The organism is Providencia sp. PROV119 (assembly GCF_028482435.1).
Classification (GTDB): Bacteria; Pseudomonadota; Gammaproteobacteria; order Enterobacterales; family Enterobacteriaceae; genus Providencia; species Providencia stuartii.
The window spans coordinates 222,713-244,691 of record NZ_JAMPQL010000003.1; the positions used below are offsets into that span (position 1 = coordinate 222,713).

Annotated in this window: 19 protein-coding genes; 9 read left to right on the forward strand and 10 right to left on the reverse strand. The window is 39.1% G+C overall.

Features of this window, described 5'->3' with window-relative positions; all coding sequences use genetic code 11:
- Nucleotide 1 precedes the first annotated feature (1 nt).
- Both PSF11_RS05690 and PSF11_RS05695 read left to right on the forward strand, forming a co-directional pair.
- Nucleotides 2–2,182 (forward strand): S9 family peptidase, encoded by a 2,181-nt coding sequence (locus PSF11_RS05690; protein ID WP_080739767.1) that lies wholly within the window; start codon nucleotides 2–4, stop codon nucleotides 2,180–2,182.
- Between the two features lie 130 nt (nucleotides 2,183–2,312).
- Nucleotides 2,313–4,568 carry a TonB-dependent receptor domain-containing protein gene (locus PSF11_RS05695; RefSeq protein ID WP_072502303.1) on the forward strand — a complete coding sequence of 752 codons (2,256 nt, stop codon included), beginning with the start codon at nucleotides 2,313–2,315 and terminating at the stop codon, nucleotides 4,566–4,568.
- A gap of 45 nt (nucleotides 4,569–4,613) precedes the next feature.
- Here PSF11_RS05695 and xseA read toward each other — a convergent pair whose 3' ends face one another.
- On the reverse strand, nucleotides 4,614–5,993 hold the full coding sequence (gene xseA, locus PSF11_RS05700) for an exodeoxyribonuclease VII large subunit (protein ID WP_072502302.1): 1,380 nt from the start codon (nucleotides 5,991–5,993) through the stop codon (nucleotides 4,614–4,616).
- 171 nt (nucleotides 5,994–6,164) lie between these two features.
- Here xseA and guaB point away from each other — a divergent pair, with 171 nt between their 5' ends.
- From guaB to PSF11_RS05725, 5 genes are all read left to right on the forward strand, one after another.
- Nucleotides 6,165–7,631, forward strand: a complete 1,467-nt coding sequence (guaB, locus tag PSF11_RS05705) for an IMP dehydrogenase (RefSeq protein WP_004920523.1) — start codon at nucleotides 6,165–6,167, stop codon at nucleotides 7,629–7,631.
- Between the two features lie 86 nt (nucleotides 7,632–7,717).
- Complete coding sequence (guaA, locus tag PSF11_RS05710; RefSeq protein WP_004920518.1) at nucleotides 7,718–9,295, forward strand: glutamine-hydrolyzing GMP synthase; 1,578 nt, start codon at nucleotides 7,718–7,720, stop codon at nucleotides 9,293–9,295.
- Nucleotides 9,296–9,699: 404 nt separating this feature from the next.
- On the forward strand, nucleotides 9,700–9,930 hold the full coding sequence (locus PSF11_RS05715; protein ID WP_042116640.1) for a hypothetical protein: 231 nt from the start codon (nucleotides 9,700–9,702) through the stop codon (nucleotides 9,928–9,930).
- Between the two features lie 565 nt (nucleotides 9,931–10,495).
- A complete protein-coding gene (locus PSF11_RS05720) occupies nucleotides 10,496–10,975 on the forward strand; it encodes an Hcp family type VI secretion system effector (protein WP_004920512.1) in 480 nt (159 codons plus the stop codon).
- The gene (locus tag PSF11_RS05725; RefSeq protein ID WP_004920507.1) at nucleotides 10,975–11,529 is read left to right on the forward strand and encodes a hypothetical protein; all 555 of its coding nucleotides are present in this window, start codon (nucleotides 10,975–10,977) and stop codon (nucleotides 11,527–11,529) included. The genes PSF11_RS05720 and PSF11_RS05725 overlap by 1 nt, the downstream gene beginning before the upstream one ends.
- 1,267 nt (nucleotides 11,530–12,796) lie before the next feature.
- On the opposite strand, the gene PSF11_RS05730 is transcribed toward PSF11_RS05725, so the two are convergent.
- The 8 genes from PSF11_RS05730 to PSF11_RS05765 form a co-directional block, all read right to left on the reverse strand.
- Nucleotides 12,797–13,684: a hypothetical protein gene (locus PSF11_RS05730; RefSeq protein ID WP_072502301.1), complete on the reverse strand. Its 888-nt coding sequence runs from the start codon at nucleotides 13,682–13,684 to the stop codon at nucleotides 12,797–12,799.
- Nucleotides 13,685–13,900: 216 nt separating this feature from the next.
- On the reverse strand, nucleotides 13,901–14,218 hold the full coding sequence (locus PSF11_RS05735) for a DUF1634 domain-containing protein (protein WP_072502300.1): 318 nt from the start codon (nucleotides 14,216–14,218) through the stop codon (nucleotides 13,901–13,903).
- A 1-nt stretch (nucleotide 14,219) separates the two neighbouring features.
- Nucleotides 14,220–15,065: a sulfite exporter TauE/SafE family protein gene (locus PSF11_RS05740; protein ID WP_053109979.1), complete on the reverse strand. Its 846-nt coding sequence runs from the start codon at nucleotides 15,063–15,065 to the stop codon at nucleotides 14,220–14,222.
- A 15-nt stretch (nucleotides 15,066–15,080) separates the two neighbouring features.
- Nucleotides 15,081–15,824, reverse strand: coding sequence for a GntR family transcriptional regulator (locus PSF11_RS05745; RefSeq protein ID WP_014656098.1), 744 nt, complete (start codon nucleotides 15,822–15,824; stop codon nucleotides 15,081–15,083).
- A gap of 213 nt (nucleotides 15,825–16,037) precedes the next feature.
- A complete protein-coding gene (locus tag PSF11_RS05750) occupies nucleotides 16,038–16,253 on the reverse strand; it encodes a hypothetical protein (protein ID WP_230085182.1) in 216 nt (71 codons plus the stop codon).
- Between the two features lie 136 nt (nucleotides 16,254–16,389).
- Nucleotides 16,390–16,716: a helix-turn-helix transcriptional regulator gene (locus tag PSF11_RS05755; protein WP_072502299.1), complete on the reverse strand. Its 327-nt coding sequence runs from the start codon at nucleotides 16,714–16,716 to the stop codon at nucleotides 16,390–16,392.
- Between the two features lie 268 nt (nucleotides 16,717–16,984).
- Entirely contained in the window at nucleotides 16,985–17,971 is a 987-nt protein-coding gene (locus tag PSF11_RS05760; RefSeq protein WP_060561057.1) for an SDR family NAD(P)-dependent oxidoreductase, read from the reverse strand.
- 95 nt (nucleotides 17,972–18,066) lie between these two features.
- A complete protein-coding gene (locus PSF11_RS05765) occupies nucleotides 18,067–18,621 on the reverse strand; it encodes a TetR/AcrR family transcriptional regulator (RefSeq protein ID WP_223854793.1) in 555 nt (184 codons plus the stop codon).
- 475 nt (nucleotides 18,622–19,096) lie between these two features.
- Between PSF11_RS05765 and alr the strand changes: the two genes are divergently transcribed.
- Together alr and PSF11_RS05775 are read left to right on the forward strand one after the other, a co-directional pair.
- A complete protein-coding gene (alr, locus tag PSF11_RS05770; RefSeq protein ID WP_072502298.1) occupies nucleotides 19,097–20,320 on the forward strand; it encodes an alanine racemase in 1,224 nt (407 codons plus the stop codon).
- A gap of 207 nt (nucleotides 20,321–20,527) precedes the next feature.
- On the forward strand, nucleotides 20,528–21,265 hold the full coding sequence (locus PSF11_RS05775) for a phosphatase (protein ID WP_004920468.1): 738 nt from the start codon (nucleotides 20,528–20,530) through the stop codon (nucleotides 21,263–21,265).
- Between the two features lie 44 nt (nucleotides 21,266–21,309).
- Here the strand turns inward: PSF11_RS05775 and PSF11_RS05780 are convergent, their stop codons facing one another.
- Nucleotides 21,310–21,780 (reverse strand): GNAT family N-acetyltransferase, encoded by a 471-nt coding sequence (locus tag PSF11_RS05780; RefSeq protein WP_004920466.1) that lies wholly within the window; start codon nucleotides 21,778–21,780, stop codon nucleotides 21,310–21,312.
- Nucleotides 21,781–21,979 lie beyond the last annotated feature (199 nt).

Here is a 21,979-nt window from a genome sequence, read left to right on the forward strand (position 1 = left end):
AATGATTATAAGAACAGATTTATTGTCAGTATCCACTCGAATCGCTAAATTCTGTCTAATAGCATTTATTGGACTACATGCAGGGCATGCCCTTGCGGAGGAACAGATGTCAGCACCAAAAGCGAAAAAGCAGCCATATACAATGACGACACACGGTGATGTGCGTGTCGATAACTACTATTGGATGAGAGACGACCATAGAAAATCACAAGAAGTTATTGATTATTTAGAAAAAGAAAATGCCTATAGTCAACAGCAACTGGCGTTGGGCCAGCCATTAAAAAAACAGATTTATGATGAATTACTTTCACGCATGAAACAAGATGATGAGTCTGTACCTTATGACTTTAATGGCTATACCTATCGTAGCCGATTTGAAGCAGGTAAAAACTATCCTATTTATGAACGCAGACCTGTGAATAGCGAAGGAGAGTGGCAAACACTGGTTGATGGTAATCAACGAGCGGAGGGGAGCGAGTACTACCGTTTAGGTGCGCTTACCGTTTCACCAGACAATAAAATCGTGGCGATTGCGGAAGATAGAGAGGGTCGTAATAACTATGCGGTCTCTTTCCGTTCATTAGACAGCCAAGCGTGGAAAAATGATGAGTTAACGAATACATCGGGCAATATTGTTTGGGCCAATGATAGCAACACTTTATTTTATGTAAATAAAGACCTACAAACCTTGTTGCCATATCAAGTGTTCCGCCACCAAATCGGTGAACAACAGCATCAAGATGTCATGATGTATGAAGAAAAAGATGATACTTTTTATGTCAGCATCTCTAAATCAACTTCCAAAGATTATATTTTTATTGGAATCACAAGTACTGAGACGTCGGAATATCGCTTAATTGATGCAAACAAGCCACATAATGAGGCTAACGTTTTCCAACCTCGTAAAACGGGCGTTGAATATTATCCTGATCATTTTCGCGGTCAATTTTATATTCGTTCGAACCATCAACACCCATTGTTTGGTCTGTATATCACAAGTCATGATGGCAAAAGCGATTGGGAGACTTTAGTCGCTCCACGTGATGATGTGGATTTGGAAGATTTTGAGCTATTTAACCAATGGTTAGTACTGGAAGAGCGGCAAAACGGTTTGGTTAATCTCCGTCAAATTAATTGGCAAACCAAAGCTGAAAATTATGTCCGTTTTGATGATCCCGCTTATATGGCATGGATTGATAACAACCCAGAGTCTGATACCGATAAGTTGCGCTATGGCTATTCATCAATGACGACACCTTCTTCTGTGTATGAAATTAATATGCAGACACAAGAAAGGCAGTTATTAAAACAGCAAGAAGTGAAAGATTTTGATAAATCCAAATATCAAAGTGAACGTTTGTGGGTGACGGCACAAGATGGTGTGAAAGTTCCTGTTTCATTAGTTTACCGAAAAGATTTATTTAAAGAGGGGCAAAATCCATTATTAGTCTATGGCTACGGTGCGTATGGTTACAGCATTGATCCCTCATTCAGCTCTTCACGTCTGTCACTGCTAGATAGAGGCTTTGTGTACGCGATTGCCCATATTCGCGGTGGTGGTGAACTGGGTAAACGGTGGTATCTACAAGGGAAAACAGTGAATAAAATGAACTCATTCACTGACTTTGTTGACGTGACAAATGCACTGATAAATCAGGGTTATGGAAAACAAGGCCATGTCTATGCCATGGGAGGAAGTGCAGGTGGACTGTTAATGGGAGCCGTAGTGAATATGGCGCCTGAACTGTATGAAGGGGTTGTCGCTTCTGTTCCATTCGTTGATGTGGTGACGACAATGTTAGATCCATCAATTCCATTGACCACCGGTGAATATGACGAATGGGGTAATCCTGAAAATGAAGAGGCATATTGGCGTATTAAGGCCTATAGCCCTTATGATAATGTCAAAAAACAAAAATACCCTCATATGTTAGTGACAACGGGCTTACATGATTCTCAAGTGCAATATTGGGAGCCGGCAAAATGGGTGGCAAAATTGCGTGAATATAAACAAGGAGATTCATTATTATTGTTAGAGACAAATATGAATGCAGGGCATGGTGGTAAATCAGGCCGCTATAATGCATTGGATGATATTGCCCTAGATTACAGCTTTATTTTAATGCTGGAAGATAAAAAACATTATTTTCCACAATTGAAAAACGAATATACTAATAACTAATTATTGTAAAATGGTTCGGCTATTGTTTCTTAACGATAGCCGAACAGTTGCATAGCAAAATTAAAGCATTAAATTTTATTTGGATGCATGTGAGCGCATGTTTAATTAGCGCGTTTACAGGAATGGTTTAATGAATAATAAATTAAAAATAGTAGGAGCCAGCTTATTATGTGCTGGGCTTCATAGTATTGCTTTTGCAGAAGATACACAGCAACAACAAAATAAAGATATCGTACAATTTAGTAAATTAAAAATTTCAGGTACTGAGAAACAAACGCCATTAGTTAAAGCCTTGGAAAAGCCTGGGGCATTTAGTGCAGTAGGTACGCAAAATAAACTGGAAGGATTAGATAAAATTATTCGTACTATGCCGGGAACTTACACCCAAATGGACGCGAGCCAAGGTACAGTCAATGTCAATATCCGCGGTTTGAGTGGATTTGGTCGTGTTAATATGATGGTGGATGGTATTAGCCAAACATATTATGGCATTTCACCGAGTAACTACACCCATGGTCAACAACCAAATAATGATTTTGGGGCATTAATTGATCCCAATTTTATTGTTAAAGTTGAAGTTGAAAAAGGGCAGTTAAATGGTGGAGAGAGTGTCAATGCACTTGTAGGTAGCGCTAATTTTAGAACTATCGGTATTGACGATGTGATTTTTGATGACAACTTATATGGCTTAAGAAGCAAAGCCCGTTGGGGGGATAATGGATTAGGCTATAATGGCATGGTTGCCGTTGCAGGGAAAACGCCAGTTAATACCAATGATGGATATTTAGGTGGCTTAATTGCAGTCAGTGGTCATAATATCCCCGCGAATTATAAAAATGGAGCAGGTTATGATAGTGATGATTTTGCCACTGATCATACTTTTAAACAAAAACCCCAATCGCAACTCACCAAATTGAAATATAAACCTGATGATAGCCATGAATTAGAATTTAGTGGGCGTTTTTATCAAAATAAATTAACTCGCCGTAAAATAAATAGCGAGGATTATTATCTTAAATATAAATATACGCCACTTAATGAGTTAATTGATACTGAGCTTATTATTAGTCATGGAGAGAGTAAGCAGACATTTGAAGGGGATTCATTGGGTTGGGCATTACGTCAAGGTGAATCCAAAAATAATGCAGATGGGATCAATCTTGCCAATACGAGTCGTTTTTCTTATGGGGAGACGGACTATGAATGGAAAATAGGTTCTAAGCTGTTAAAAAATAAATATGAACGTAAAGTAAGTTCGGTATCTGACCAAAATACAATCATTTATAACCAGTTCTCACCCAGTGGCACATTAGACTTAATGAGTTTGTATACGCAATTCAATGCTAAATATGATATTTACTCAGCCACTTTTAATCTGAATTATGCACATTACAAGCTAAAAGGGTTTAAACCCGCTTGCGATGATGACGTTAAATGTTTCCCTCAAGGCGACGCATCAATAAACTTAAAAGAGGGAGGCTTCAACCCGGGGGTATTGCTTTCGGCAGAAATCATTCCTGAATTTCAACCTTTTGTAAGTTACGCACACTCAATGCGTGCACCAAATTCCCAAGAGGTATTTTTCTCTCAGAATGGCGGTAACTCAATGAACCCATTCTTAAAAGGAGAAAAAGCACAAACATGGCAAATTGGTTTCAACAGCATGAGACCTGATCTCATCGTGCAAGATGACCAATTCACGATGAAAGCGCTTTGGTTCCATACTAGAATTAAGGATTATATTACCAGTAAGCCTTATTTGTTGTGTCGACCAAGATCATACGCTGAATTTACATGGTGTTTGATGAATGAAAGTGTCTGGGATAAAGAGTTCCCGGATTTTATGCAGAAAAGTTATATCTATATGAACGATCCACGCGAGGTCAACTTACGGGGTTATGAATTACAAGCTAATTATGATGCAGGCGTTTTTTATTCAACATTATCTTATACCAAAGAGACGGGTGACCAGCCTAATTCGATAGCCAGCGTTGCTGATTTTAGTGCGGGGGATTTTACTGAGTTACCAGACTATTATTTGACGCTAGATACAGGTGTTCGGTTATTAGATGAAAAGTTGACATTAGGCTCAGTCATTACCGTTACAGGGCCAGCAAAGCGTATTGGCGTTGAATCATTAGTTGATAATAATGGTGATGCATTGAAAGATAAATATGAAAGGCAACCGACAGTTATTGACTTGTATGCTGATTATGAAATCAATAAAAATGTCACATTGATGTTTACAGTGAATAATGTGACCAATGAGGTTTATTCTGACGCCTTGAACCGTTCAAATTCGACGGCCATTATGGAAGTGCGTGGTAATAATAACGCAACGGCAAGAGGGCGTTCATATATGCTAGGTGGTGTCGTTCGCTTCTAACTCGTAATCAATATCAGGGTATCAACGTGTTGATACCCTTTATGCCTATTTTAAAACAGAACGAGGTGCACGTTTCATATTCATTTTAGTGATATCAGTGACTTCACTTTCTACCCACCCATCATTTAGGCGTGTTTTAAGCTTTTGGCCTAATTTCACCTGAGAGGTTTTTTTCAATACTGCACCGTCAGAGGTTTCACTAATACTAAAGCCACGAGCCAATGTAGCCAGTGGGCTGACCGTTTCCATTTTTGAACAAGCGACCGCAAAACGCTGCTTATAGCTATTCAGTAACTCGGTCATCATATTCTGTAAATGGTATTGTGTCTGTTGTAGCGACCGATGTTGCCGTTGTAGTTGAGGCCGCAAGTCTTGTTGTGACAGCCGACGTTGCAATTGGTCATGACGTAGCTGAGCGGTTTGCAACCGCCTTGTGATAGTTTGGGTCAGTTTCTGATTAAGCAGGCTCAATTGATGTTGTTGCCTTGCTAAACGGAGTTGTGGATGTTGTTGCTGTAAGCGATGCTGTAAACGACTAAAACGTTGCTGCTGCCCTGCAAGGTAATAATCCATCGCCATTTCAAGACGCTGTTGAGCAGAATGTAATTGGCGAATTAATTCCACTTGGTTACGGCTAACCAATTCAGCGGCAGCCGAAGGCGTCGGAGCGCGAACATCGGCCACAAAATCGGCGATCGTGATATCCGTTTCATGACCTACCGCACTAACAATAGGTAATCGGCTAGCAAAAATAGCTCTAGCGACAATTTCTTCATTAAACGCCCATAAATCTTCTAATGAGCCACCACCACGCCCCACAATCAGTACATCACACTCACCTCGTTTATTGGCTAACTCAATCGCTCGGGCAATTTGTGCAGGAGCTTGATCTCCTTGAACGGCTGTTGGGTAGATCACAACTGGGAGTGATGGGTCACGGCGACGTAAAATATGCAGAATGTCGTGTAATGCAGCGCCTGTTGCTGAGGTAATAACACCAATGCGTTTTGCAGGGGAGGGTAAGGGCTGCTTATGTGTTACATCAAATAAGCCTTCTGCGCCTAGCATTTGTTTGAGTAACTCAAAACGCTGCTGTAGCAGACCTTCGCCAGCCGGTTGCATGCTTTCAATGATAATTTGATAGTCACCACGAGGCTCATAAAGTGTGACACTTGCCCGTACTAAAACTTGTTGACCATTTTGTGGACGAAATGTGACGCGTGCATTTTGTCCGCGAAACATAGCCGCACGAACCTGAGCTTTGTCATCTTTTAATGTGAGATACCAATGACCAGAGCTAGGTTGCGAAAAGTTTGATATTTCGGCTGTCAGCCATATTTTACCCATTTGGCGGTCTAGAAGTTCACGGACAGCTTGATTGAGTTTGCTGACAGAATAAATTCCACTATTTTGTTGAGTCGACATGTGAGCTAGATCAAATTCTAAAACAATGACTTAATTGGTTGATACTAACCTAGTCAGAGGAGTTATCAAGTTTTTTTTCAAAAAAGGACTGGAGGCAATCGGTTTCGGTGTGTATAATGCCGCGGCAATATTTTATACCTTTCCATAACGCTGCCTGGTGAGATATTGCCTATGTTACGCATAAAAAAAGAAGCTCTAACTTTCGACGACGTATTGCTCGTTCCTGCACACTCAACCGTATTACCAAACACGGCCGATCTATCAACCCAACTGACTGCAACTATCCGCCTGAATATTCCTATGCTTTCTGCAGCGATGGATACAGTGACTGAATCTGATCTTGCGATTGCACTGGCTCAAGAGGGTGGCCTTGGTTTTATCCACAAAAACATGTCTATTGAGCGCCAAGCGGAAGAAGTTCGTCGCGTGAAAAAACATGAAAGTGGGGTTGTAACTGATCCGGTTACCGTTACCCCTGAGACAACGATCCGCGAAGTTCAAGAAATGGCAGAACGTAATGGTTTTGCTGGTTATCCTGTTGTGGCTGCGGATAAATCGCTTGTGGGGATCATTACAGGTCGTGACGTTCGTTTTGTTACCGATCTGGATCAGCCTGTCACTGCGGTAATGACACCGAAAGAGCGTCTCGTTACGGTAAAAGAGGGCGAAGCTCGCGAAGTTGTACTGCAAAAAATGCACGAAAAACGCGTTGAAAAAGCCCTAGTGATCGATGATAACTTCCACCTGTTAGGCATGATCACAGTTAAAGATTTCCAAAAAGCAGAACGTAAACCAAATGCTTGTAAAGACGAACAAGGTCGTCTGCGTGTTGGTGCGGCAGTTGGTGCTGGCGCGGGCAACGAAGAACGTGTTGATGCGCTGGTGGCTGCGGGAATCGACGTATTATTGATCGACTCTTCACACGGTCACTCTGAAGGTGTATTGCAACGTATTCGTGAAACACGCAAAAAATACCCAGACTTACCGATTATCGGTGGTAACGTCGCAACGGCTGAAGGTGCAAAAGCACTAGCGGAAGCGGGTGTGAGTGCCGTTAAAGTGGGTATCGGCCCTGGTTCTATTTGTACTACGCGCATTGTGACGGGGGTCGGTGTACCGCAAATTACGGCAATTGCTGATGCTGTCGAGGCATTAGAAGGAACAGGTATCCCTGTAATTGCCGATGGCGGTATTCGTTTTTCTGGCGATATTTCTAAGGCGATTGCCGCAGGGGCAGCCTGTGTAATGGTTGGCTCCATGTTTGCAGGAACAGAAGAATCTCCGGGTGAAACTATCCTTTTCCAAGGACGTAGCTATAAAGCCTATCGAGGCATGGGCTCATTAGGCGCAATGTCTAAAGGCTCTTCAGACCGTTACTTCCAGTCTGATAATGCGGCTGACAAATTAGTTCCAGAAGGGATTGAAGGGCGTGTTGCTTATAAAGGCCGTCTAAAAGATATCATCCATCAACAAATGGGTGGATTACGTTCCTGTATGGGGCTGACAGGTTGTGGTACTATTGATGATCTTCGTACTAAAGCCGAGTTTGTCCGTATTAGTGGTGCGGGTATCCAAGAAAGCCACGTACATGATGTAACCATCACTAAAGAGTCCCCGAACTACCGTCTGGGACAATAACAGATAATGATTCAGGGTAGCTCCGTAGTTAATTACGGAGCTACCAATTTTCTATTTTTGACTTGAATTTTTGGAATTCTCCTCAAATGACAACAAATATCCATAAGCATCGCATTCTTATCCTTGATTTCGGCTCACAGTACTCACAACTGATTGCTCGCCGTGTTCGTGAAATTGGCGTTTATTGTGAACTCTGGGCGTGGGACGTTTCAGAAGAGCAAATCCGTGAATTCAATCCAAACGGTATCATCCTTTCTGGTGGCCCAGAAAGCACCACAGAAAATGATAGCCCACGTGCTCCTGAGTATGTATTTAATGCAGGTATACCCGTTTTAGGTATCTGCTATGGCATGCAAACCATGTCAATGCAACTTGGTGGTGCCGTCGAGGTTTCTGGTGAGCGTGAATTTGGTTACGCAAAAGTTGAAATCACTGAGCAATGCGATTTGTTCCGTGATATTCAAGACTCACTCAACGAAAATGGTACGCCAGTGCTGGATGTCTGGATGAGCCATGGCGATAAAGTGACTGCGATCCCCGCGGATTTTAAAACTATCGCAAGTACACCAAACTGCCCATTTGCAATCATGGCAAATGAAGAGAAAAAATTCTATGGTGTTCAATTCCACCCAGAAGTAACACACACTTACCAAGGCCTCAATATTCTGAAGCGCTTTGTGCAGGATATTTGCCAATGTGAAGCTCTGTGGACGCCAGCGGCGATTATTGATGATACTGTAGCACGCCTCAAAGAGCAGATTGGCGATGATCATGTGATTTTAGCACTGTCTGGCGGTGTCGATTCTTCTGTAACCGCTTTGTTGTTAAACCGTGCGATTGGTAAACGACTCACGTGTGTATTTGTTGATAACGGCTTGTTGCGTTTAAACGAAGCTGATCAAGTGATGGAGATGTTTGCAGGTAAATTTGACCTAAACATTATCCATGTGAAAGCAGAAGATCGTTTCCTGAGTGCATTAGCAGGTATTCACGACCCTGAAGCAAAACGTAAAGCGATTGGTCATGTATTTATCGATGTGTTTGATGAAGAAGCTTCAAAACAAACGCAAGTTAAATGGTTGGCACAAGGTACTATCTATCCAGATATTATTGAATCTGCGGCGTCAGCGACAGGTAAAGCGCATGTCATTAAATCTCACCATAACGTCGGTGGGTTACCAGAAGATATGAAGTTAGGCCTAGTTGAGCCATTGAAAGAGCTGTTCAAAGATGAAGTTCGTAAAATTGGTCTTGAACTTGGCTTGCCATACGACATGCTATATCGTCACCCATTCCCAGGTCCAGGCCTCGGCGTACGTGTTTTAGGTGAAGTGAAAAAAGAGTATTGTGATCTTCTGCGTCGTGCCGATGCTATCTTTATTGAAGAGCTACACAAAGCAGAGCTTTATCACAAGGTTAGCCAAGCATTTACGGTATTCCTGCCTGTGCGTTCTGTTGGTGTGATGGGTGATGGTCGTAAATACGATTGGGTTGTTTCTTTACGTGCAGTTGAGACAATCGACTTTATGACCGCTCACTGGGCTCATTTACCATATGATTTCTTAGGCCGTGTTTCAAACCGCATTATCAATGAGGTCGATGGGATTTCAAGGGTCGTGTATGATATCAGCGGTAAGCCACCAGCAACGATCGAATGGGAATAATCCCTCAATAAGAATTAGCTGGCATTGACTAGCAAAATAACGACGTAAGCCCATGTAAAATTGGGCTTTTTTGTTTTTGTTGCTTGTTGTGTCTGAAGCTCAATTACGCTAGTTAATATTGATTATCTATTTGAACTACGAGCTTGTTTTTTCTTGATTATATCATTGGCAGATTTTTTTCTGAGTTTATAACCATAGCTACTCTGCCACTAATTCTTTTTAGAGTTGATACTTTCGAACTAAATAGGGTTAACTCTTTTTTAAATTTTATTTTTCGATATTTTCTAGCGTATTTTTTGCCTGGGACTCATTTATTTTACAAGTTATTAATAATAATTGTTCTTTTAACTTGTTAGATGAGTTGGACAAAGAGCTGGAGCGACGAGGACACTCGTTTTATCGCTATGCGGACGACTGCAATATTTATAAAAGCTAATAACGATACAGAAAAGCTTACATCTCAATCAGCCAACGGTGAGTTCACATTAGAAGAACTTCAAAACTATGTGGGTGGTGATATTCAAACTGTTTCTTTTCAGGAACCGATTGTAATAGACGATATCGCATACTCATTAGCGATTTGTGATGAAGAAGGAAAATATAAAAATTATCTTCGCAATGAGAATGCAACCTAACTCAGCTCCGGAAAATTACTGGAAGATGATTTTTTAGTCGGTAACATTCTGTTTTTAGAATCGCACGAAATTTCATGATAATTTGCTTTACATGAACTTTAATTGCAGTGAGCATCAAATATTTAATCATCATCGAGAATATGTGGCTATAAAATAGCCGCTTTCTATTTTTGAACCAAAAGTCTTTTTTTGGCTAAAATACAACCATAATCCACACGCATAAAAATCATCATATTCTTATGATAATTGTTGCGCAAATGTTAAGCGCGAAGTCACCCTTCTGTCGTTTTTATAGGTTAATATAATATATGCTATATTAATCCATAAAGTGCCATTGGGGTAATAATATACAAATGGTTAAAATGCTGTTAAAAATTTTAGCTTGAAAATACGATAGTTACAAAAATGCTTTTTTCCTTCTTTTTGCTAAAAAATTATTGACATTTTAACTATTGCCAATTTTATGCACGTTAATTTCATGTCGAAAATTCCACATAAATTCCTATGGAAGTTTTAACAAAAAAATGGCTTAATTCTTTAAATCAATTTAATTTAGGGATGAGTTATGTCAGACATTATCTATTTAACATTGCAAGGTCAAAAACAGGGTTTAATTTCAGCTGGTTGTTCAAGTTATGATTCTATCGGAAATCGATATCAGTCAGAACATGCTGACGAGATATTAGTTTATTCCACAAACTATGATATCAGTAGGCAGCAAAATGTTTCTCATGCCCCTTTTATCCTAACAAAAGCCGATGATAAATCATCACCTCTCTTGCTTACTGCAATATCACACAATGAAATACTCGACTGTGAATTTAAATTTTATCGTATTGATAAAAGCGGAGGATTACTACATTACAAAACAATAAAATTGAGTAAGGCATCGATTATTCGAATTGCTAACGAGCACCCTAATTCCTTGCTAAATAACGAGCTACAACCGTTTGAAATGGTATCTCTCCGATATGAAAGTATTACAATAAATCACATTGCAGCAAGTACATCAGGTTATAGCATCACACAAAAGGCTGTTAAATAATGATTAGGCCAATCGTTGATGTACACCAAAATCGCTATGATATTCCTGTGATTGTGGCATCTAATCCACTTTATACTGCAATAATTACAGATCCCGTCAATATATATGTCATGGTTGATAATGACTGGTTAGGTCATGTTGGATTAGTTATTGATGATGGTGATAAAGCTATTTTATATGATCCATCAGGCGGATATATGGGCTGTGGTGAGAAATGCCTTGCAAATCAAATGGCTCACAGGGGATCCGGTGAATTTATGCCATATCCCGATTTTGATTGGGATACTTATCTTTCGTACCATAAATGGAGTAGCGATGATCTCGTCGTCATTCAGTTCACTATACCAAGTGAACACGCAGAAAGATTAAAAAATATTATATTTAATAATAATTATGCAGATCATTTTCACTGTGCAACCAATGTCTCCAGAGTATTAAGGGAAAGCGGAGGGATATTTAAAAATTTAGAAGATGGATTTAGAACACCTTGGGGAGTGAAAAATGAACTTTTAGATATGAAACCACCAGAGGTATTATTTCCTCATGTCAAATAATAAATCAGTCATTTTCCCATTGGGGTTATCGATGGCTATAGGTGTTGTTGCGTATTATATACTAGTAATACGACAATCTTTTTTTCGTGTCTATGGTCATTATGGCGAAATCCATGACATATTAATTAACTACTATTATGGGATGGGAATTTTTTACTTCATTTATACCATATCTACTGTGTTTATTTTTTATTTTTACATAAAAAAAACCAGCATATTTAAACTAGTTTTAATATATTTAGCCATACCTACACTAGTTCCTATGATAAGTTGGTTTTTTTATTCTTGCATAAAAGAGTCCATATATAGAAAGTCTTGTTTTGATATGACTATGTATGATTTTTTTATAAAAATATTTATTTCATTTATTGGTTCCTACTCTTTTATTTTTGTTGTTTCCTCAGTGATAAGTGGCTTTCTGTTTTGGAGTACAAAAAAGATTTATTTACTTTGTTACAATAAAAAGAAAATTTAAGGAGTCACCCCAAATGGAGTTTTATTGAAAAACAAATCGGAAATGCGTTAAATATAGATAATCTCCATTTGATTTTAGTGATCTCCCCCTCAAACAGCTGATTTAACATTGAAAAAACACACTCTGTATTCCATTGAATACGGAAAAACTGAGTCTTGATGAAAAAAGAATTTATTATCAATGAATTAGAGCCAAAATTAAATTTATCATATGACTTATTTAATTTATGGAATTTAAGACTAACATTGTCATGGTATTAATTTAACGGGAAATAAATTTTACTGATTGCTTTTAAGTATTTAGTTTTTTTCTCTCATAGGGTAAGAAACAAAAAACTCTATTTTGATATATTTAACTCTCCTCTTATGTTTAAAAATTGAACTAAAATATCGACAAGTAGCAAAAAATAAAAAATTCTGCGTATGGTATGGATGATGGTACTGAGAAAATCCACCTTTCTAACTAGCTGTTATGTTAATGAATATTCTTATCATTGATAATTGAGTGGGAATAATTTAGCTATTGTTGATAACAGTTTTTAGTTGTCGATAAATCTAAGGACATCAGTTACTTACTGGTGCCTTTTTGTTTTTAACAGTCTTTAATTGTTGATAATTGCCGATAATTTTGACGCTATCAGAAATAATAATGGCTAAAAAGGGCGATCAAGCTATTGGTAGTATTAAAATTAAGAATCCAATTGAGCTTAGTTACTTAGAAAATTTAGCGAATAATGCTTTAATTATCTACGTAGTCAAAAAAACTCTTAGCCTTAATATATCGCCTATATTCTTATAGTTCATTGTTTAGCCCATCAAAGTCGACTTCACCTGTTATTTTATCAATATCAAAAAAAGCAACAACGGGAGTGGTTGCTGGATCACCACCTCCTCCTCGACAGCGCGACGACTGGTGATCTTCACGTACTAATAAACGAAACCTATTATTATCATTTATACCTTCATAAAAGTGGCAGGAATATTCTACATTCATCCAGAGCGAAACAACTCTAATGGCTAAATCAAGGCTGGATGGATTAATATCATTGCGATAACTGTCACCATGATTTAACTGCCACAACCGCTCTTTTTTTATCCATCCTCTAACAATTTCACCCGTTGATGTATAATAATTAACAAGAATAAATGTACCTTCAGCATCTTCTTGCCCTGAAACTTGGTCTCCAGGGATAACAAATACGTCGTCAACGATGCATGAGTCATCAGGTGCTGAGTAAAAATTCGCTTTTTTATTACCGATAATTTGATAGTGATTATTCTTTACAGGAAAACTAATACCGATTTGTTGTTCTTTTATATTCGCACACTTTTTAGAGGTTGTGATTTTACTTTTCAGACTTTGAAAAAATTGTGCTTGTACCCATCCTGTAACAAATTGATTATTTATATCTCGATAACGAATATATAAATACTCTACACCCTTTATTTCACCAATTTCACGGAAGACTTCTACTTGATCACCTGAAATAATAAATGTTGCTAATCGGCAATTCTTATCCGGTGCAGAATAAAAATAAGCTCTACTTCCGTCTTTGACTACCATTGTTTGGTAATTAAATCCAGCTTCAGCACCATATATAGAAGCGATAAGATCGCATTGCTCATTAGCATGTAATGATATTGAAAATAATAACAAAAAATATAAATAGAAACGTTTCATTTTATTCTTTGAAATTCAGGATAGAGAGTTTCCTTTTTATCAAACATATAATGAATTTGCTTTCGGATTATGATTAGTTATTGCTAAAGTACGCTAAACTCCCATCTGGGCTAGTTATTTCCATCTGGTGAATAATGTTCCTTATTTTCTACAGAGAAGGCTCTAAAACAGACGTATAAACTTTTGTGATCCAAGAAGAATAGACAACACGTCAGGCTAGGGGAAGTCTATTTCAATAAATACACCTGCCGCTATTGTACATAGAACAAAACAAGCAATCGTAGCGTAGAGATAATCGTGCTCACGTAAAAATAGCACTAGCATGAGTATGACTCGAGCAACAGGAAGAAAAATAAATAAAATAATACCTATTTTTATGATGGGATAACCGCCGAATGATAATGGGAAATAGGCAGCAAGTGCATTGAGAATAACGCCGATGGCTATCAGTACTGTCGCAAACCATGTACCATACCAGAGCAAATTCGCAATAAGTTGATCCCGTATTTCTATATTTCTTGTGAGCTTCTTCATTCTACACAGACTCAACCAAAAGTTGGATATCAAAAGCACTTAACAGCATTTGAACTGCCAATAGTGCGAGAATGATGACGAAAAAGATCCGCAATTTTTCCGCTGGTAACCACATCAGTAAGCGCGCGCCAATGAGCGCACCAATAACCGAGCCTAAAGTGATAGGCCCCGCAATATCAATATCGATATCACCACGAACAAAATAAGCGCAGGCACTGGCAGTCGCAGTAACACCGATCATAAAGTTTGATGTGGCAGAAGAAACTTTAAGAGGGAGTCGTAAAGCAGAATCCATCGCAGGAATTTTAAGAACACCAGAACCAATACCGAGTAGTGCGGAAAGTAAACCTGCACCGTACATAAGTAACATACCGAGTGGTAAATGCCCTATTTGATAACTGACTTCTTTTCCGACATGATCAGGGTAGCTGGCGTGTAATTGTAATCGACTTGCCCAGCTTGTAGGTGGAGAGGTGACATGATGTGTTTGATGCCTTCGAGTCAACATTTGTTTAGCAGAAAGCACAAGAATAATAGCGAATAGCCCATATAACACTGGCGTTGAAATTATTCCGATAAGAAACACACCCGTTAATGCTCCAATCGTCGTAGCCGTTTCAAGAACGATGGCCAATCTTACATTTGCAAGGCGTCTTTTAAGAAAGGGAGCAGCACTCACACATGAGCAAGCAATCACAGAAATAAGACTTGCTCCGATCGCAATATGAATATCAATACCAAAGATGAATATCAGGATGGGTACAATAAAGATACCACTTGCCATACCTAATACGCCGCCAAGGGCGCTTGCGCTAAATGCAGCTAAAACTAGCCATAAAGATCCCATGACTTAATTTCCCTATCATGAACGGTCACGTGGACGTCGAACCAAGCGAGTCACAAAACGAATTAGATCGCCACGGTAATAGAGTTTTTCGTAATCAATAGGGCGATGCCCATGAGTATAGGATGTACGTTCAATCATAAAGACAGCACCCCCCGGCTGAATATTGAGAGCCTGTGCGACTTCAGCAGAAGCGGTAACTGCTTCAAGTCGATATTCTGCTTCGGTCAGTGGTAAGTGATATTTATCTTCCAGTAGAGAAAAAATTGGCTCAACATCAAGGTTATGCGTAGTGATCTTTTCACCAATCTCCTGTGGTAGGTACGTCTCATCAAAAGACATTGCGACACCATCGGCTAGACGGACGCGTTTAATTTGCATCACCAAGCTGCCTGTGGAAACTGAAAGCTGCTTAGCGACATCAGCTTTAGCGGGCACGACCTGTGTTCCGAGCAAACGAGCCGTTGGTGTACGGCCTAGAGCCAACATATCTTCAACAAAGCCTGTCAATTCGGTCAACTCTTGTGTGATTTTAGGCTCTGTGACGAAAGTGCCTTTGCCTCTTCGGATTTCGACTTGCCCACGAGAAACTAGGTTTTCAATAGCCTTACGGATAGTCGTGCGGCTGACATTGAACCTTTCGACCAATTGTTCTTCGGATGGGAGCTGACTACCGGGGGGTAAAATACCGGTAGAGATGTCAGCTGCTAAAGCCGCTTGGACTTGAGCATAAAGTGGTGTGTGTTCTTGTTCAATTTTCATTCGCTAATCATGACATCATGATGTCGTAATGTCAATTTACTAGGCGTAAGATAATTGAAGATTGAATTTTTTATTAGGTGATTAAGAACAAGACTAAGCATCATTAAAGAGGCGATAAAATACAAAGCGTTAGCTAAGAGAAAGAGTATGGATAGATGGTTTTTACGCGTGAAGAAGTATTAATCGAATGGTCGGAAAGTGATTGCCGCCTTATTAAATGTTCAACCTTAAATTCGCGTTTACCTCGTCGATTAATGACTTTGGCACATCCCATTCCTTTGCTAACGTTGGCCATTTCGAGACATGTTCAATCGTTTCATCGATGACTGCATTACCGAAGTCATCGGGTAGGGAGTCTGCGATTAAACCAGGAAGGCCTTTAAAGGTGTTAAAGTCTAATTCTGGGAAGCGAAATATTGTTGAAGACAAAGGCATTTTTAAAGGGGATAGTTCAATCCTTTTTTGAGAAAACTGGGTTCGTATTCAAAAGCACCAATCTTTCTCTCTGTATCAAAACTGAGTGCACCGATGGTTTGATTATGATAATTGACATTAATAACTTCCATTACCATTCAATGTGCTCCTCTTCATTCTCTTGTCGCTGACCAGATGCTCTTTGGCGCTTTTTTCCTTGTAATTTAGCTAGTTGTATAGGTGAAATAGGTTGTGCAGGTAAAAATAAATCAAGTTGCTCCGTTAAATTTAAAGCCTGCATGATAGCGATAAAAATTTCTAGTTGCGCTTTACCTTTCTCAGCATTGATAACTGTTTTACGTGCGACACCAGCAAATTCTGCGACCTCAGATTGCGTTAGGTTTTGATTCAAGCGAGCTTGTTTTAATCGTTCTCCAAGTTGCTCTGCAAGTGCAATAACACTTATTTTATTATTCATATAAAGACCCTATTTGGTGACTTTAAATGCAAAAATAACCGATAATGTAACTATTATGGTACTTTATTTTTATTAAGTAAAGGTTGCTGGTAGTGTAACCAAAAAAGAACTTTAGCATAAAAATACTTATTTAAAGTAACTAAAATGGAACTTTATAAAAATTAGTTTATTTGTTGTTGATAAACCGCGTAAAGGCAAACATGCTTGAAAGCCCCTTAATTGAAAAGGGGCGGATGGACTAGATAACTTTTACCGTGCAAAGGGGTAATTAAGTTATCGGCAGTGAACTATTCTGAGGAAATGCTTCACCAACCATTTGTTCGCTTTTTAGCCATAATGCTTTGGCAAGTTGTGGGTCGATAGCATAAGTGCGAAGACCGAAAAAACCCGGTCCATCATTAACTTGTGCAACTTGGCAATCTTCGCAATATTGACCACCAATTTCATCCGCATCAGCGACGGCAGCAGCCCATACGGTGGTTGCTGCACCTTGTGGGATTGTTTTAGTTTCTAAACTGGATAAACCGGCTTGCTGGTTAAGTGAATTGATCATGGTGCCAATTTCGGCTTGATCTTCAGCTGACATATTGCGGCTCAAGTTAGTAGCAATATTACCGGGGTGAATAGCGCAAGCGCGAATACCCAGGTTGCGATAACGGCGGTCAAATTCAACAGCAAATAAAATGTTGGCAGTCTTTGAACGACTATAGGCAAGTTGTGGCTGATAGTCAGTATAGGAGAAATTAAGATCGTTAATATCAAAATCGAATAAACGGTGTCCTGCTGAGGAAACGCTAATAACACGAGCGCCTGAATTTAATAAAGGTATTAGGCGATTAACAAGTACAAAATGACCTAAGTGGTTAATACCAAACTGAGTTTCAAAACCATCGGCAGTATGACCAAATGGTGTCGCCATCACACCAGCGTTATTAATGATAATATCAATTGGTTTTCCGGCTGCGAGTAGTTTGTCAGAGCATGTGCGTACAGAGGCAAGCGATGAAAGATCTAATTCAACGAGCTCGAAACTGCCTTGTGGGTTAGCGCCACGAATAGCGTGAGCTTGCTTTTCACTTTTAGCAGTATGGCGAACGGTACCAATAACATGAGCGCCACGTGCGGTTAATGCTCTAGCAATTTCAACGCCAAGACCAGAAGAAGTTCCTGTAACGAGAATACGTTTATGACTTAAATCGATGTTATTTAAAACGTCATCAGCGGTGGAGGTGGCACCGAATAGGTTCTTTTTCATGTAATTCTCCTTAATATATGAGCACTAAAAAAGCCCCGCGCTCTTAATTTCAATATGGAAAACAACTTACTACATGATGGTGATTGACTGATTTTTTAACAAATCGAAACGGGAGCTGTAAAACAGTCAACGAGTATTTTTGTGCGTTGAAATAATTCGGTGGTGGTTGGGTTATCTGCAAGTTGGCCATTTAATGCCAATAAAAAGACCTTTGCTGCCATCTCATCTTGTAAAATGACTGCAACACATTGCAGGATAAATTGCTGGTGCTGCTGCACAATACTAGGGGCAAGCTGCTCACAGATATCATAAAATTCTGCACCCATCGGTGCGCCTATCCTGTCAGCCCAAGGTTCGAGGATCAGTAATTGGCTAACTTGCATTAAACGCTCTTGTGAGGAGCGTTGTGAGTGAGCCACTTTTTTGGCGCTAGGTTGCCTTGATACCAACCATTCAACAAATACGTTGATGAAAATTTGCTCTTTATCTTTAAAATGTTTGTATAACAGTGTACGAGAAAGATGGGCTCTGTTCGCAATATCCTCAAGTGAGGTTTTTTTAAATCCAAAATTTAAGAAGCACCAACGAGCAGATTGTAAAATATGCGTTTGTCGTTGATTAATTTCTTCTTGGTGCATCTTTATTGGCACATCCACGCTCCATATAGGCTAATGCGAATTTGACATTATTAGACAATCTTATTTGGATGTTGACAAAGTTAACTAATATTGTCAATTCGTCAAAATAACTAGATGTAAAGCTCGCTTTATGGAAGTGACTAAATACGTTACTTCCATGATGGGCTAAATAACGTTGATAAATAGCATGATTAATCGGGTTTGTATGCGCGTCATAGAAACGTACTTTTAGCTAATGCCGATAGGAAAACCTTTTTTAATGTAAATTTATCAAATGGTTATGTTTGTTTTGTTGAATGGCTTGGTTATTATTCACCCTTAATCAAAATAATTAATTATTCACTTTTACTGCATTAATTGCTTGTTCAAAATATTCAACTTGATATTATTTCTATCCTATATGCATCAAATGTATATTTTCACTCTCCATAATTATAAAAATAATTTATTGGAGAATCTATTTCATTGATTACTAAGGATATAAAAGATGTCATTTCGGTTGAGATATCTTGCTTTACTTCCTCTATTGGTCGCAACAGCTTGCCAGCAACCTGCAAACACCAACACCAAAGCGATCCCTGACGCACAAGTCCAACCCATTATTGTGAATAATTCTTGGATAGAAATTTCTCGTAGTGCACTCGATTTCAATATTAAAAAAGTGCAGGCGTTGCTGGGGGATAAGTCATCGCTTTGTGCTGTATTGAAAGGGGATGCGTATGGTCATGATTTGACGCTGGTAACGCCTCTGATGATTGAAAATAATGTGCAATGTATTGGCTTAACAAATAATCAAGAATTTAAACAAGTCAGAGAGTTAGGTTTCAAAGGCCGTTTGATGAGAGTGCGTAATGCCACTGAACAAGAAATGGCACAAGCAACAGCCTATGACGTTGAAGAGCTTATCGGTAATCTCGATATGGCACAGCGTTTAAATGATATTGGTAAAAAGCAAAATAAAGTAATACCAATCCATTTAGCGTTGAATTCAGCGGGAATGTCACGTAATGGGCTAGAAGTGAGTCATGCGCAAGGCCTCAATGACGCAAAAATGATTGCTCAATTACCTCAGCTAAAAGTTGTTGGCATCATGTCGCATTATCCTGAAGAAGATGAGGCTCAAATCCGCAAAGATTTAGCGAAGTTTAAAAAGCAGTCACAACAAGTCCTTGATGTAACTGGATTGAAACGTGAAGATGTCATTTTGCATGTAGCGAATACCTATGCAACCATCACTGTACCTGAGTCATGGCTTGATATGGTGCGTGTTGGCGGTATTTTCTATGGTGACACGGTAGCAACGAAAGACTATAAGCGTGTCATGACATTAAAATCGAATATTGCCTCGGTGAATCATTACCCTAAAGGAAACACGGTCGGTTATGACAGAACCTATACGCTAAAACGTGACTCTGTATTGGCTAATATTCCTGTCGGTTATGCTGACGGCTACCGCCGAGTATTCAGTAATGCGGGGCACGCATTAATTAATGGGCAGATGGTGCCTGTATTAGGAAAAACATCAATGAATACCGTGATGGTCGATGTGACTGACTTAAAGCAAGTCCAACCCGGAGATGAAGTTGTTTTCTTTGGTAAACAAGGTAATGGTGAAATCACTGCCGAAGAGGTTGAAGATATCAGTGGAGCATTATTTACTGAAATGTCAATTCTTTGGGGAGCGACCAACAAACGTATTCTTGTCGATTAAAGATAGCATTGCAGTAGGAAAAGAGAGCGAGTAGATATTCGCTCTTTTTATTTGTTATTTAGGCGTGTCACTGCTGATATTGGCGTATCCATTAAAATATGAGTTATGGCATCGCTATCGTAATAACATCTTGATATGTTAGCTTGAATGATCATTTGATTATTTGATAGTGTCGGAAGGCACACAATAGAATTAGAAGGGTAGCATATGTATCAAGTTGATTTGCATGCGCATACTATTGCCAGCACACATGCCTATAGCACGGTTAATGAGTATTTTTCCGAGGCAGCACGTAGAGGGATAAAACTGTTTGCCATTACAGATCATGGCCCTGAAATGGACGATGCTCCACATCAGTGGCATTTTGCCAATATGCCTATTTTGCCACGTATTGTGAATGGCGTTGGTTTGCTCTACGGTATTGAAGCGAATATTAAAAATAAGCAAGGTGAAATCGACTGTAATGAAAAAATGAACAGGCAATTAGATATTATCTTAGCGGGCTTTCATGAACCAGTTCTTGCACCACAAAGTCAGGCAGATAATACAGAAGCGATGATTGCCACAATTCAAAGCGGCAAAGTACACATTATTACGCATCCGGGGAACCCTAAATACCCGATTGATATTCGTGCGGTTGCTCAAGCAGCAAAAGAGTGTAATGTCGCATTGGAAATGAATAACTCATCATTTTTGCATTCTCGCGTTGGCAGTGAATCAAATTGTCTGGCAATAGCTAAAGCAGTGAAAGAAGTGGGTGGCTGGGTTTCATTGGGCTCTGATTCACATTATGCGGGATATTTAGGTAATTTTGATAAAGTGGTTGAGATGTTAACCGCGATTGATTTTCCCCAAGAGCAGATCTTAAATGTCACTCCCCGCAGGGTATTGGATTTTCTTGAATCACATGGAAGAAAAGCCATTCCTGAATTTGCTGATTTTTAAATTATAAAGCCGTTTAGTCATCATTAAACGGCTGAAATAGGTTGCTAAAGCGATAAGGTCATATTAATACAAGGAAGATAGCTTTGAGCTAATGCAGAATAATATTGGCCTTTGTTTTGAGAAATAAACCCTTGCTTTTGATAAAACCGTTCGGCATTAGGTGTCGATTCTAAAGTGAGTTGTTTGATATGACGGAATTTAGCTTCTTGTTTGATCCTGTCCATAATTAAACGGGCTGCGCCTAAACCTGAATATTCAGGTAAAGTAAAAATAGCATCAACACTGTGCTGTTTAAGGTTTAAGAAACCTGTGGCGATTGGAATATTAAGCTCATTAACAACCACAAAAAATGGATTTTCTTCCACCATAGTTCGATAGCTTTCTGGCATTTTGTCTGGCGTCCACGCCATAATCACACTATGGCTAAAGCTTTGTTTACAAGAGTGACGAATCGCGTTATTTCTGATAAACCAAAGTTGTTCGGCTTCAGATGGTACAGCGAGTCTAATTTCCATTAAGCCCCCAGTTACATAATAAATTTCTGTGTTATCAAATCAGAAATCAGATTAATAAACAACTTAATCACCAAAGTACTGCTGAAGATTAAAAGTAATCCCATAAAAGAGCCGTATCCCTTCGTCTTTTTGGTCGATAGCGATAATAAAATCCAACGCTAAGATATTAATGACAATAAAAAGAGCTAGTTGTTATTAT

Excerpts from the sequence above, each read along its gene's own strand:
- PSF11_RS05755 (WP_072502299.1), bottom strand. The coding sequence starts at position 16,716 with ATGAATAATAAAATAAGTGTTATTGCACTTGCAGAGCAACTTGGAGAA.
- PSF11_RS05725 (WP_004920507.1), top strand. The coding sequence starts at position 10,975 with ATGATTAGGCCAATCGTTGATGTACACCAAAATCGCTATGATATTCCT.
- PSF11_RS05720 (WP_004920512.1), top strand. The coding sequence starts at position 10,496 with ATGTCAGACATTATCTATTTAACATTGCAAGGTCAAAAACAGGGTTTA.
- PSF11_RS05775 (WP_004920468.1), top strand. The coding sequence starts at position 20,528 with ATGTATCAAGTTGATTTGCATGCGCATACTATTGCCAGCACACATGCC.
- PSF11_RS05745 (WP_014656098.1), bottom strand. The coding sequence starts at position 15,824 with ATGAAAATTGAACAAGAACACACACCACTTTATGCTCAAGTCCAAGCG.
- PSF11_RS05760 (WP_060561057.1), bottom strand. The coding sequence starts at position 17,971 with ATGAAAAAGAACCTATTCGGTGCCACCTCCACCGCTGATGACGTTTTA.
- PSF11_RS05690 (WP_080739767.1), top strand. The coding sequence starts at position 2 with ATGATTATAAGAACAGATTTATTGTCAGTATCCACTCGAATCGCTAAA.
- guaB (WP_004920523.1), top strand. The coding sequence starts at position 6,165 with ATGTTACGCATAAAAAAAGAAGCTCTAACTTTCGACGACGTATTGCTC.
- PSF11_RS05715 (WP_042116640.1), top strand. The coding sequence starts at position 9,700 with ATGCGGACGACTGCAATATTTATAAAAGCTAATAACGATACAGAAAAG.
- PSF11_RS05735 (WP_072502300.1), bottom strand. The coding sequence starts at position 14,218 with ATGAAGAAGCTCACAAGAAATATAGAAATACGGGATCAACTTATTGCG.
- PSF11_RS05780 (WP_004920466.1), bottom strand. The coding sequence starts at position 21,780 with ATGGAAATTAGACTCGCTGTACCATCTGAAGCCGAACAACTTTGGTTT.
- PSF11_RS05695 (WP_072502303.1), top strand. The coding sequence starts at position 2,313 with ATGAATAATAAATTAAAAATAGTAGGAGCCAGCTTATTATGTGCTGGG.
- PSF11_RS05740 (WP_053109979.1), bottom strand. The coding sequence starts at position 15,065 with ATGGGATCTTTATGGCTAGTTTTAGCTGCATTTAGCGCAAGCGCCCTT.
- guaA (WP_004920518.1), top strand. The coding sequence starts at position 7,718 with ATGACAACAAATATCCATAAGCATCGCATTCTTATCCTTGATTTCGGC.
- xseA (WP_072502302.1), bottom strand. The coding sequence starts at position 5,993 with ATGTCGACTCAACAAAATAGTGGAATTTATTCTGTCAGCAAACTCAAT.
- PSF11_RS05730 (WP_072502301.1), bottom strand. The coding sequence starts at position 13,684 with ATGAAACGTTTCTATTTATATTTTTTGTTATTATTTTCAATATCATTA.
- alr (WP_072502298.1), top strand. The coding sequence starts at position 19,097 with ATGTCATTTCGGTTGAGATATCTTGCTTTACTTCCTCTATTGGTCGCA.